General features: G+C 34.6%; 10 protein-coding genes. 4 read left to right on the top strand and 6 right to left on the bottom strand.

Going from position 1 to position 12,177, the window contains the following annotated elements:
* Positions 1 to 52 precede the first annotated feature (52 nt).
* Positions 53 to 2,701 carry a CHAT domain-containing protein gene (locus JE46_RS04640; protein WP_031454097.1) on the top strand — a complete coding sequence of 883 codons (2,649 nt, stop codon included), beginning with the start codon at positions 53 to 55 and terminating at the stop codon, positions 2,699 to 2,701.
* Positions 2,653 to 3,090: a retropepsin-like aspartic protease gene (locus JE46_RS04635; RefSeq protein WP_031454096.1), complete on the top strand. Its 438-nt coding sequence runs from the start codon at positions 2,653 to 2,655 to the stop codon at positions 3,088 to 3,090. The genes JE46_RS04640 and JE46_RS04635 overlap by 49 nt, the downstream gene beginning before the upstream one ends.
* Positions 3,091 to 3,199: 109 nt before the next feature.
* On the opposite strand, the gene JE46_RS04630 is transcribed toward JE46_RS04635, so the two are convergent.
* The 3 genes from JE46_RS04630 to JE46_RS04620 form a co-directional block, all read right to left on the bottom strand.
* A complete protein-coding gene (locus JE46_RS04630) occupies positions 3,200 to 4,423 on the bottom strand; it encodes a TCR/Tet family MFS transporter (RefSeq protein ID WP_031454095.1) in 1,224 nt (407 codons plus the stop codon).
* A gap of 86 nt (positions 4,424 to 4,509) precedes the next feature.
* Positions 4,510 to 5,751, bottom strand: a complete 1,242-nt coding sequence (odhB, locus tag JE46_RS04625) for a 2-oxoglutarate dehydrogenase complex dihydrolipoyllysine-residue succinyltransferase (RefSeq protein ID WP_031454094.1) — start codon at positions 5,749 to 5,751, stop codon at positions 4,510 to 4,512.
* A gap of 78 nt (positions 5,752 to 5,829) precedes the next feature.
* Positions 5,830 to 8,610: a 2-oxoglutarate dehydrogenase E1 component gene (locus JE46_RS04620; RefSeq protein ID WP_031454093.1), complete on the bottom strand. Its 2,781-nt coding sequence runs from the start codon at positions 8,608 to 8,610 to the stop codon at positions 5,830 to 5,832.
* A 118-nt stretch (positions 8,611 to 8,728) separates the two neighbouring features.
* On the opposite strand from JE46_RS04620, the gene JE46_RS04615 reads away from it, so the two are divergent.
* Positions 8,729 to 9,283 carry a hypothetical protein gene (locus tag JE46_RS04615; protein ID WP_031454092.1) on the top strand — a complete coding sequence of 185 codons (555 nt, stop codon included), beginning with the start codon at positions 8,729 to 8,731 and terminating at the stop codon, positions 9,281 to 9,283.
* 53 nt (positions 9,284 to 9,336) lie between these two features.
* Positions 9,337 to 9,912 carry a hypothetical protein gene (locus tag JE46_RS04610; RefSeq protein ID WP_031454091.1) on the top strand — a complete coding sequence of 192 codons (576 nt, stop codon included), beginning with the start codon at positions 9,337 to 9,339 and terminating at the stop codon, positions 9,910 to 9,912.
* Position 9,913: 1 nt separating this feature from the next.
* Here the strand turns inward: JE46_RS04610 and JE46_RS04605 are convergent, their stop codons facing one another.
* The 3 genes from JE46_RS04605 to JE46_RS04595 form a co-directional block, all read right to left on the bottom strand.
* Positions 9,914 to 10,267, bottom strand: coding sequence for a hypothetical protein (locus JE46_RS04605; RefSeq protein ID WP_031454090.1), 354 nt, complete (start codon positions 10,265 to 10,267; stop codon positions 9,914 to 9,916).
* A gap of 73 nt (positions 10,268 to 10,340) precedes the next feature.
* A complete protein-coding gene (locus JE46_RS04600; protein WP_031454089.1) occupies positions 10,341 to 11,087 on the bottom strand; it encodes a hypothetical protein in 747 nt (248 codons plus the stop codon).
* Positions 11,088 to 11,102: 15 nt separating this feature from the next.
* Positions 11,103 to 12,077, bottom strand: a complete 975-nt coding sequence (locus JE46_RS04595) for a polyprenyl synthetase family protein (protein ID WP_031454088.1) — start codon at positions 12,075 to 12,077, stop codon at positions 11,103 to 11,105.
* Between the last annotated feature and the right edge of the window lie 100 nt (positions 12,078 to 12,177).

The raw sequence follows: 12,177 nt of genomic DNA, 5'->3' as shown, positions 1-12,177 counted from the left end.
GTGAAAAACCTTTGTGTATCTCTGTGAAACAACAAAACACGCAGCAAATTATATGAACTTATATCGCTTATATGGTTTAATTTTCTTCTTCCTGAATCTAACTGTTTTTGGACAAAACCCCGAAGACAAAATTTACAACGCAATTGATTCATTTGTTGCCCATCCTTCAGCGAAAGCGCTGCAAAACTTAACCAGTACCGAAGCCTCTTTCTGGAAAAATCCAAAACCAAAAACCAAAGACGAATTATTGTCCATAGTGGTTTTAAACTGCAACAAGGCGTATTATCAAAACCAGTTTGGACAGACACATAATGCGGTTTCAGGTTACGAAAAAGCGTGGCAATTATACCAAAAATACAAACTCAGCAATTACGATATTATTGAATATTGCCTGAAACCTTTGGGCAATTTATACACTGTTTTGGGCGATTATGACAGTGCTGAAAATACAATCAAACAGTATTATTTTATTGCTGAAACAGAGAAAAACCAATCACAAAAAATAGCGGCAATCCTCAATTTATCAAATGTTTATCAGAGTTCAGGCAAGATCTCAATGGCAATTGAACTTTTGGAAAATACTTTAAAAACTGAAAAATTATCGAATGCCCAGAGAGGAATTTTACTGAATAATCTGGGAAATAATTATTTATTGAATTCAGGCGGAAATTTATTATTCCCCGAAAAAAGAGAAAAGACTGAAAAAGCATTTGAATCCTCAATAAAATTTCTTCAAAAAGAAAAAGATGAATATGAAACTTTATCGAATTCTTATCGAAATCTTGCAACGCTTAACCGAAAAAGACGAAACTTCGAAACAGCAAACTCTTATTTAGAAAAAGCTGAAGAACTGTTTTTAAAAGCGCCCAACCATCAGCCTCGAAAACTGGCTAAACTTTATTATGAAAAAGCTTTATTACTTTTTGATGAAAGAAAATATGACGAAAGTACAAAGCAAATTTCGGGTGTTTTTAAACTTCTAATTCCAAATTATAATTCTAAAAACCTTCTGCCAAATCAAAACCAGTTATATCCGGAAACTGTTTTGACAGATGCAATCGACCTTCAGGCAGAAATACTACAGCTTAAACAGCCAAAAAAAGCATTAAAAGCTTTTGAACTTTCCTTTTACATTGAAGATTTACTCATGAACGGTTTGGTTTACGAAAACTCTAAAATCCTGATGCAATTGCGATCACGAAACCGAACTGAAAAATGCATTTCGATTTATAAAAATTTATATGAAAAGGAAGGAAAAACTGAATATGTGAATAAAGCCTTTCAATTATCTGAACGAACTAAATCTGGAATTTTAAAAAGTTATCGTTCGAATATTAAAAACGCTTCCGCAGAAGAAAAACAGCTTTTGCAGGAATTTCAAAATTTAAATAATGCCATTTTAAAAGAACAGCAAAAAGGAGATGCTGCAGATATTTCGAAAATCAATAATCTTATCCAAAAGCAAAATGAATTGACGCTTTCACTGAAGAAAATTCAGGCTGAAAATGAAGATTATATTCCGGAAAATTGTGATTTAAAATCATTGTTCAAGAAATTGGAAAATGACAAAGCCATTATGATTTATTATTTCATGGGTTCTGAAAAATTGTATTATTTTACTTTACAACACAATCGAATTTCATTAAACAGAGTTCCTATTGGAGACGGAAAAATAGCTGATATTCTTTTTTTTCTGGATTATTTTAATGACGCCAATGCTATTATAAATGATATTGCGGGTTATAATCGTTCCGGAAATAATGTTTATAATCTATTACAATTGCCTGGTAATTCGGTTTATCAAAATCTAATCATTGTTCCTGACGGCATTTTGAATTTTCTTCCTTTTGAAGCATTGATTACACATAAATCAAATACAACAAATTTTGCTAAAATGCATTATTTGCTGAATGATTTCAGGATTGCTTATAATACTTCGGCGAATATTTATCTGAATTCCAAACCCTTTTCAAAATCAGAAAAAACAGTTTTGGGTGTTTTTCCGGTTTTCGAAAAGACGGCTTTTGAATTGAGTTATTCGAAGAAAGAACTGGCATCAATCCGGAGTAACTTTAAAGGCAAATATTTAGAAAATACCGATGCGAATTTTTCTAATTTTAAAAGTAACATTTCTAATTATTCTATTCTTCATTTAAGCACACATGCGGCTGCAGGTGATATTGAAACTCCCGCCAGCATCAAATTTTATGATCAGGAAATTTTATATTCAGAATTGTACAATCTTAATATAAATCCGGATTTAGTAGTGTTGAGTGCCTGTGAAACCGGAATTGGAAAACTTTACAAAGCCGAAGGAGCGATGAGTGTAGCAAGAGGTTTTCAGTTTGCAGGAGCACAGAATTTGTTGTTTTCGTTATGGAAAGTAAACGATTATACAACATCGGTTTTTATGACTGATTTCTATAAAAATATCAAAAATAAGCAAACTTACTTTGAAGCCAATACAAATGCAAAACTTGATTTCTTAAATGATAAATCGATTCCAAACGCTAAAAAATCTCCTTATTACTGGAGTTCGTTTGTCTATTACGGCTCTATTTCGCCAGAAGAAAAATCAGCCTATTATATCTGGTACATCATTAGTTTATTGGCTGTAATTGGTTTATTTTTGGTTTTCAATCACTATCTAAAATGGAAAATCTTCACGAGGTTCTCAAAAAAGAGAAATACAGAAAAATAAAATTCAAAGTCACCAAAACACAGCATTTATCTATTAAAGCCAAAATCAATGGCGTTTCCGGAACTTTTATTTTAGACACCGGCGCATCAAATTCCTGTGTGGGTTTTGAAAGTATTGAAAAATTCGATTTAACCACAAAAAAATCTAAAACGAAAGCTGCAGGTGCCGGCGGAACCGGAATGAAAACACAAATTTCGAAGCACAATATACTTCAGTTGGGTTCCTGGAAAAATACTGATTTTAGTCTGGTTATTTTTGACCTTTCGCACGTTAATGAAGCTTTACAGCAATACAAAGCAAAACCTGTTCATGGCATTATCGGCGCTGATATTTTGCTGGAAGGGAAAGCGATTATTGATTATTATAATCATTATTTGTATCTCAAATAATAAAATTCCAAATCTGAAATTCCAAATTCCAAAACTTAAGTTCTGGTAAAAATAAAAAATCCCAAACTCCTTAACTGGAATTTGGGATTTTAAATATTTATAAATTTGATTAATTATTATTCGAATGTTTTTTCAATGAAAGGTAAGAAACAATTCCACTGCTCATCATCAAGATTCCTCCAAGTATAAAAGGCATTCCCGGAAATTCAAATGGTGCGTCCTGATGCGTGAAATAATAAAAAAGACCCGACATGACCGGCGGACCGATAATCGTTGCGGCACTCATCAAACTCGCAATTGTACCCTGAATCTCTCCTTGCTCTGTTGGTAAAACATGTCCGGCAATTATGGCTCGCAATGCCGGTCCTGCGATTCCGGCAAGACAATACGGAATCAAAAAGAGAAACATCATCCAGCTTTCTGAAACAAAAGCAAACAAAAACATGGCAAGGGTGTATAAAGACATTCCAATATAGATACTTTTTTTGTTTCCTAATTTTTTACTGGTCCATCGTATCAAACCACCCTGAACGAGACTTACTAAAACTCCGACAACGCCCAGCGAAATTCCGACCATCTTTTCGTTCCAGTTAAATTTATACATCGTAAAATAACTCCAGTTACTTTCCACGGCATGTGCTGCTATGTAAATCAAAAATAAGGCAATCAGCAATCCATAAAGCGAAGGATATTTCCTTAAGTTCAAAAAAGCACCAATCGGGTTGGCTCTTTTTAGATTAACTGATCTCCTATTTTGTTTTGATAATGATTCGGGTAGAATAAAATATCCGTACAGAAAATTAAGTAGACACAAAACTGCTGCTGCATAAAACGGAATTCTCGATCCGTAATGTCCCAGAATACCACCCAGAACTGGCCCAATTATAAATCCAAGTCCAAAAGCCACACCAATCATTCCGAAATTTTTGGCTCTGTTTTCCGGCGTACTCACATCGGCAATATAGGCAGAAGCAGTTGAAATACTTGCCCCGGTTAATCCGGCAATTATTCTTCCTATAAAAAGCCATGTAATTGTTGGTGCAAATGCAAGTAAAATATAGTCCAGTGCAAAAGCAAAAAGCGAAATTAAAATTATAGGTCTTCTCCCAAATTTATCACTCAGATTACCAATTAAAGGAGCAAACAAAAACTGCGTCATCGCATAAGCAAATGTCAGCCAGCCACCATATTTTGCAGCTTCACTCACATCTCCGTGTATTAATTCTTTAATCAGTTTTGGAATAACCGGAATAATGATTCCCCATCCGGTAATATCGATTAACATGGTGATGAAGATAAAGCCGATTGCTGCCTGTTTTTTGGTTGAAGACATAAATGAATTGGTTAGTTATGGCAAATAAACAAAAAATCCGTTTAGAAGTTCTAAACGGATTTTTTTATTTCTAAGAATTTACTTGATTACAACTCCAATGCTCTTTTAGCATCTCCGTTCATCAATAATTCTACCGGATTTTCTAAAGCTTCTTTAACAGCCACTAAGAAACCAACTGACTCACGTCCGTCGATGATTCTGTGATCATAAGAAAGAGCAACATACATCATTGGGTGAATTTCAACTTTACCGTTTACAGCGATTGGACGCTCGATAATGTTGTGCATTCCTAAGATTCCTGACTGAGGAGGGTTGATGATTGGAGTAGATAACATACTTCCGAAAACACCACCGTTAGTGATTGTAAAAGTTCCACCAGTCATATCGTTAACTGTAATTTGACCGTCACGAGCTCTTAAAGCCAATCTTTTGATTTCAGCTTCGATTCCACGGAAAGTTAAAAGTTCAGCATTACGAACAACAGGAACCATTAATCCTTTTGGTCCGGAAACTGCGATAGAGATATCAGCAAAATCATAAGCGATTTTGTAATCACCGTCCATCATTGAGTTCACATCCGGATATAATTGTAAAGCTCTTGTAACTGCTTTTGTAAAGAATGACATAAAACCTAAACCTAAACCACCATGTTTAGCTTTGAAAGCATCTTTATATTCATTACGAATTTGGTTGATTGGCGTCATGTTTACTTCGTTAAAAGTAGTAAGCATAGCTGTTTCGTTCTTAGCCGAAACTAATCTTTCTGCTACTTTACGACGTAACATTGATAATTTAGTACGCTCAGTTCCACGGCTTCCACCAGTTGGAGTTCCCATTGAAGGTACTGCGTTTACAGCGTCGTCTTTTGTAATTCTTCCACCTTTACCAGTACCAGAAACTGTAGCCGGAGCAATATTTTTCTCGTCTAATATTTTTCTTGCTGCCGGAGATGGAGTTCCTGCTGCATAACTTGTTGCTGCCGGAGCCTGAACCGGAGCTGCTTTTGGAGCCTCTGCTTTTACTTCTGCTTTTGGAGCTTCAGCCTTAGGAGCTTCTGCTGCTGGTGCAGCTGCAGAACCAGATGGTTTTGCTGCATCAGTATCAATTAAACAAACTACAGCACCTACTGCTACTGTATCACCTTCTTCAGCTTTTAGTGTAATTACACCGCTCATTTCAGCAGGCAATTCAAGAGTAGCTTTATCTGAATCAACTTCAGCAATTGCCTGATCTTTTTCTACATAATCTCCGTCTTTTACTAACCAAGTTGCAATTTCAACTTCTTTTATTGATTCCCCTGGTGATGGGACTTTCATTTCTAAAATCATCTTATTTTTGTTTAAGGTTGTATTGTTTAAAGTTTCATGTTAATGTTAAAACTGAAACTTTAAACTTGAAACATTTTTTTATCTGAATAAATTTTTATCGAATACCATTCTGATTGCATCTGCATGACGGCGTTTTGCACGTGTATAACTTCCTGCTGCCGGAGCTGCGTAAGCTTTTAATGAAGCAAGTCTCCATTTTACAAGATCAAAGTTCATTAGCATAAAACTGTAAGCTCCCATGTTTTTAGGTTCTTCCTGTGCCCATACATAATCATCAGCTTTTGGATATTTTGCAATGATTTCTTTGATTTGTTCTGCAGGGAAAGGGAATAATTGCTCGATACGAACAATTGCCACATCTTTTCTTCCGTTGTTTTCTCTTTCAGCAGCAATATCATAGTAGAATTTACCTGTACAGAAAACCAGAGTTTTTACATCTTTTTTGTTTACTGTATTGTCGTCGATAGTTTCCTGGAAACTTCCTTTTGCTAATTCTTCAACTGAAGACACACATCTTGGATCACGCAATAAACTTTTTGGAGAGAAAACTACCAAAGGTTTACGGAAATCTGTTTTCATTTGTCTTCTTAACAAGTGGAAGAAGTTCGCTGGCGTTGTACAGTCAGCAACATACATATTGTGTCTTGCGCAAAGCTGTAAATAACGCTCCATTCTTGCAGAAGAGTGTTCTGCTCCCTGACCTTCGTATCCGTGTGGCAATAATAAAACAATACCGTTTTGGTTGTTCCATTTATCTTCTCCACAAGAAATATACTGGTCAATCATAATTTGTGCACCGTTAGAGAAATCTCCAAATTGTGCTTCCCAGATTGTTAAAGCATTTGGGTTTGCCAAAGCATAACCGTAATCAAATCCTAAAACTCCGTATTCTGATAAAAGTGAATTGAATACTCCGAATTTTCCTTTTTTGTTTTCGATATTGTTCAGTAAGATTACTTCTTCTTCAGAATCTTCTACTTTAACTACCGCATGACGGTGAGAGAATGTCCCACGCTCTACGTCCTGACCAGAAATTCTGACATCAAATCCTTCAGTTAAAAGAGAACCATAAGCCAATGCTTCTGCAGTTCCCCAATCTAAGGTGTTGTTATCGTATCCTGTTTTTCTGTCAGATACAATTTTGTTGATTTTATTGATGAATTTTTTATCCGAAGGTAAAGTTGAAATCGTATTGATAATTGAATCCAGGCCTTTTTTATCGAAAGAAGTATCTACCTTTTTCAACATCACATCATCAGAAACCTGTTGGAATCCTTTCCATTCATTTTGCATAAATGGAGTAATGATTGTCAACGCCTTTTTACGGGATGCTTCTAAATTTTGTTCAAGATCTGCTTTGTATTCTTTTTCAATTGTGTTTACATAATTGGCATCAATAACGCTTTCTGATAAAAGCTTTTCAGCATAAATATCTCTTGGGTTTTGATGTTTTGCAATGATTTTATATAAAACCGGCTGTGTAAAACGAGGCTCATCACCTTCGTTATGACCGTATTTTCTGTATCCTAATAAATCGATAAATACGTCACGTCCAAACTCCATTCGGTAATCTAATGCAAAAGATACTGCGTGTACAACAGCTTCTGCATCATCGGCATTTACGTGTAATACAGGCGAAAGTGTTACTTTGGCAACGTCTGTACAATACGTTGAGGAACGCGCGTCTAAATAGTTTGTTGTAAATCCAACCTGGTTGTTGATTACGATATGAATGGTTCCTCCGGTTTTGTAACCATCTAATTGTGCCATCTGGATAATTTCATAAAGCAAACCTTGTCCTGCGATTGCAGCATCTCCGTGAACGGCGATTGGTAATACTTTTGAGAAATCATCAGCGTAATATTTATCTTGTTTTGCTCTTGTGATTCCTTCAATAACAGCTCCAACCGTTTCTAAGTGTGAAGGATTTGGTGCTAAATTGATATTGATGCTTTTTCCTGTTCTTGTCTTTTTGTCGGCTGTAAGACCTAAGTGGTATTTTACGTCACCGTCAAAATATTCCTGATCGTAATCTTTACCGTCAAATTCGCTAAAGATATCCTGAGTAGATTTTCCGAAGATGTTTGCCAAAACGTTCAAACGGCCACGGTGCGCCATTCCCATTACAAACTGCTCTACTCCTTTTTCAGCAGCTTTTTCGATCAAAGCATCCAAAGCCGGGATGATGGTTTCACCACCTTCTAATGAAAATCGTTTTTGGCCTACATATTTAGTATGCAAAAAGTTCTCGAAAGAAACAGCTTCATTTAATTTATTAAGGATCGTTTGTTTTTCTTCAATAGAGAAATTAGGCTGATTGTTGTTAACACCCAATTTATCCTGAATCCATTTTACAACACCAGGGTTTCTGATGTACATATATTCAACACCAATATGCTGACAGTAAATTGCTTTAAGACGGGTAATGATATCCTGCAGAGAGCAAGGAGCAACACCAATGACCTGTGCAGCATCAAAAACTGTAGAAAGGTCTGCAGTAGTTAATCCGAAGTTTTCAATATCCAAAGTTGGAGATGAAGTTCTACGGTCACGAACCGGATTGGTTTTGGTAAATAAATGACCACGTGAACGGTAGCCATCAATCAATTTCAATACGTTAAATTCTTTTTGTAATTTTTCAGAAACTTTACTGTAATCTGCGTTGTCGTTTGTAGTCGTTACATACTCAACGATTGTTTGCACAGGATTTTCATCATTATAAGTAGTCATTCCAAAGTCAAAGCCCTGAAAAAAACTTCTCCAGCTTGGCTCAACGCTGTCTGGGTTTACTAAATATTGATCGTATAATTGTGCAAAAAACTCGGTATGCGCTGCATTTAAAAATGAAAACCTATCCATAATATTTGAGTGAATATACTTTTTGTTATATAGAATGGCAAAAGTACAACAAACGATATTATTTAAATGATTTTTTTACGTACTTTTACGTAAAAATTTGTTAAAAATAGCCTAAACTATGAAGAAAATTCATCTTTCAATCGTTTTCAAATCATTTTTTGTGATTTTGATTAGCCTATTTTCAAATCATACAATTGCACAGGATGAAAATAATGTAATCGATAACAATAAGGAGTTTTGGGACAAAGTGCAATTTGGTGGTGGATTGGGTCTAGGATTTGGTTCGGGATATACAGACATCTCTGTTATGCCCAGTGCCATTTACAACGTTAACGAAATTTTAGCTGTTGGAGTTGGATTGCAATTTGGTTATTTATCTTCTAAAAATTACTACAGTTCCTATGTGTATGGAGGAAGCGTTCTCGGGTTAGTGAATCCAATTCCTGAAATTCAATTATCTGCCGAACTGGAACAGGTACGTGTAAATACAGATTATAAGGCAACTAATATGAATGCTTCTTTTTCTGATAATTACTGGAATACTGCTTTGTTTTTAGGAGCCGGTTACAGAACCGGAAGCGTAACCATAGGAGGTCGTTATGATATTTTATTCGACAGCAAAAGAAGCCTTTACGGATCTGCGTTTATGCCTTTTGTGAGGGTTTATTTCTAAAAAGTTGCTAAGGTTCTGAGATGATGACATTCTAAGTTTTTAAAAACAGTAATTTGAAAAAAAATATTTTAATAATTACGTCAATCATACTTTTTGGTTGTAACAATTCTAAAAAAGCAGATCTTAATAAAGAAAAGGTTGTAAAGAAGGAATTACGACCATTTTTTGATTCTGATCAAATCTGTCATTATTATTTAGGTTCTACAAGTGATTTTGAACATTTGTCCAATGATAAGGCGAAACAAACAGAAAAGAAAAAAGAATTCTCAACTTTTTTTTATGGGTATTATCCCAAAAATGTCGAAAAAAGTTTTGAAAAACTTTTATTAAAATACAAGTATAAAAAATCAAATCTATCTATCAAACAACAAAAACAAATCGAAGGTATATTTAGCGAAAAAGACTCATTAAAAAATGATGCATGTGCTTGTATTGCTGAATATCGTGATATTTTTATTTTTAAAAAGGAAGGAAAAACAGTAGGGATAGCCAAGATTTGTTTTAAGAATGCACGTTTCCAGATTACAGGCAGCAAAATTGATACTGAAGATTTTGGTCTTATTGATAAATTAGACAGATTAAAAAAAATCGTAAGACCTGAAAATTATAGTATCCTGATAACTGAATAACCTATTTGTAGAAATTCCGAAACCAAACCTTCTGCCATTCTCTCTTTAAAACCAAAAAAGAAACTTCTTCAGCAAGAACAACCAGATCTGACCCGTCAAGTTGTTTGATTTCATTTTCAGGAACATCAATTATGTATAGCAAATTGAGGTATTCAGCAAATTTGTACTGAATCATTCTGTAGATTTTTTCGTGAAGCTGGATTTTTAATTCTTCCGGAGTGATGCTCAGCGGAAAATCTATGCCTTCGTTTGCCAGATTAAAATCTTTATTGAGCTGCTCAATCAAGTTCAGGTATAAAGAATCTTTTTGAGCTTCTTCGAATAATAAATCGGTATTTAATGGGGAAACATACATATTTTTTCAATTTCAAAATTCAATTTCAATTTCAATGGCAATGGCAAAAATCAATTTCAACTTTAAAATCAATTCAATTACAATCGATATTGGTTTTTATGGTTTTTAATTTCCAATAATCTACAATCTTAGACAAAAGAACATCCCCTCCTGCATAGAAAAATACAGCTCCCATTGGCGGATTGGCGGCCGGAATTAATCCGAAGGTTTTTGGCATCCATTTCCAGCATTGAAAATAAGTTCCGCCAAGCTCAATAAATATAACACAAAGGGCGATGAAATAATACAAGTTCTGCCATTTTTTTCTCTTTAGAATCAAAAAGAAAAAGATTCCGAAAATCAACGAAAAAACATCTTTCAGAAATATTCCAACTAATAAAAACAGTAATGTAAATCCAACTGTGAAATATTTTCTAAGAAATTTGTCGTTCTTAACTGCCCATTCTGCATTTGCAAAAACATAACCTGAAGCGTATACAATTGCATGACCAAAAGGAACATATAAAGGAATAACTGTAGTTATGTAATGATACATTCCGAGCAAAGTGCAAAAAATCACTTCTCCTATATAAGACAAGAAAACCATCACAAACATCAGTTTTCTTAAATAAGAACCGGAAACCCAAAAGAAAAAGGAGAAATAGAGTATTGCTAACAAGTTTGTAATTTGACGGCCGTCAAAATATTGCTCATTAAAAAAAACACTGTCAATACCTAAAGCGAAAAGGGTAAAAAAAGGGAAGCAAACAGCAAAAAACAATTGTTTTTTAGCATCACAATTTTGTTCATTAAAAAAAACAGAGCTTACAATAGCATTCATAAATCCTGATTTATTTTAAACCTTTCTGCCCATTAGGTTTTCTCCAAAAGTTTTCAGAATGTTTTTCTTTTCTACACTGATATCCATTTTATCAAGTGTTTCAAAAGCCTTAAAGGTATACATTTCTATAGCTTTTTGAGTAGCTTCTGACGCACCGGATTCGTTAAAAATTGCTTTGGCATTTTCTATTTTATCCGTGTTATCCTCCAACTGTAAAGTGAATAACTTTTGTAATTCTGCTGCTTTTTCAGAACTAGAAAACTCAACTGCCTTTAAGTACAAATAGGTTTTTTTGTTTTCGATAATATCCCCTCCTACTTGTTTTCCAAAAGTTTCAGGATCACCAAAAGCGTCTAAATAATCATCCTGAAGCTGGAAAGCCAATCCTAAATTAAGTCCAAAATCATAAATTAAACAGGCCTCTTTTTCAGAAGTTTTTGCTACAATGGCTCCCATTTTCATCGCTGCAGCAACCAAAACAGCCGTTTTATATTCTATCATTTTCAGATATTCAGGAATTGTAACATCTTTACGGGTTTCAAAATCAACATCCCATTGCTGACCTTCACAAACTTCAAGGGCCGTTTTACTGAACAGCTTTGCTAAATCCCTAAAAACTTCCGGTTCGTATTGTTCAAAGTACTGATACGCCAGAATAAGCATAGCATCTCCGGAGAGAATTCCGGTATTCAGGTTCCATTTCTCATGTACCGTAACTTGTCCTCTTCTCAACGGTGCATCATCCATAATATCATCATGAACTAACGAAAAATTATGAAAAACCTCTACAGCCATTGCTGCCGGAAGTGCTACTTTATAATCAGTGTCAAAAACTTCGGCTGCCATTAGAGTTAGTACCGGACGCATACGTTTTCCGCCAAGACCTAAAATATATATAATGGGTTCATAAAGGTTAGCAGGCTCTTTGGTTATGTTTTGACTTTTTAGATAACTAATAAAAAAATCCTGGTACTGACTAATATCGTGCATAAAATGGAATTCTGATTTACGAAGCCCAAAGATACAATTGAAATATGAATTTATTGTTTTTAAAATTTAAATGCTTATCAGAATTTAATATTACCTCATT

Source organism: Flavobacterium chungangense LMG 26729 (assembly GCF_000735715.2).
Classification (GTDB): Bacteria; Bacteroidota; Bacteroidia; order Flavobacteriales; family Flavobacteriaceae; genus Flavobacterium; species Flavobacterium chungangense.
The sequence above is the reverse complement of the archived record's forward strand: the minus strand, read 5'-3'. Positions and strand labels throughout refer to the sequence as shown.

Excerpts from the sequence above, each read along its gene's own strand:
- JE46_RS04640 (WP_031454097.1), top strand. The coding sequence starts at position 53 with ATGAACTTATATCGCTTATATGGTTTAATTTTCTTCTTCCTGAATCTA.
- JE46_RS04620 (WP_031454093.1), bottom strand. The coding sequence starts at position 8,610 with ATGGATAGGTTTTCATTTTTAAATGCAGCGCATACCGAGTTTTTTGCA.
- JE46_RS04630 (WP_031454095.1), bottom strand. The coding sequence starts at position 4,423 with ATGTCTTCAACCAAAAAACAGGCAGCAATCGGCTTTATCTTCATCACC.
- JE46_RS04605 (WP_031454090.1), bottom strand. The coding sequence starts at position 10,267 with ATGTATGTTTCCCCATTAAATACCGATTTATTATTCGAAGAAGCTCAA.
- JE46_RS04615 (WP_031454092.1), top strand. The coding sequence starts at position 8,729 with ATGAAGAAAATTCATCTTTCAATCGTTTTCAAATCATTTTTTGTGATT.
- JE46_RS04600 (WP_031454089.1), bottom strand. The coding sequence starts at position 11,087 with ATGAATGCTATTGTAAGCTCTGTTTTTTTTAATGAACAAAATTGTGAT.
- JE46_RS04635 (WP_031454096.1), top strand. The coding sequence starts at position 2,653 with ATGGAAAATCTTCACGAGGTTCTCAAAAAAGAGAAATACAGAAAAATA.
- JE46_RS04595 (WP_031454088.1), bottom strand. The coding sequence starts at position 12,077 with ATGCACGATATTAGTCAGTACCAGGATTTTTTTATTAGTTATCTAAAA.
- odhB (WP_031454094.1), bottom strand. The coding sequence starts at position 5,751 with ATGATTTTAGAAATGAAAGTCCCATCACCAGGGGAATCAATAAAAGAA.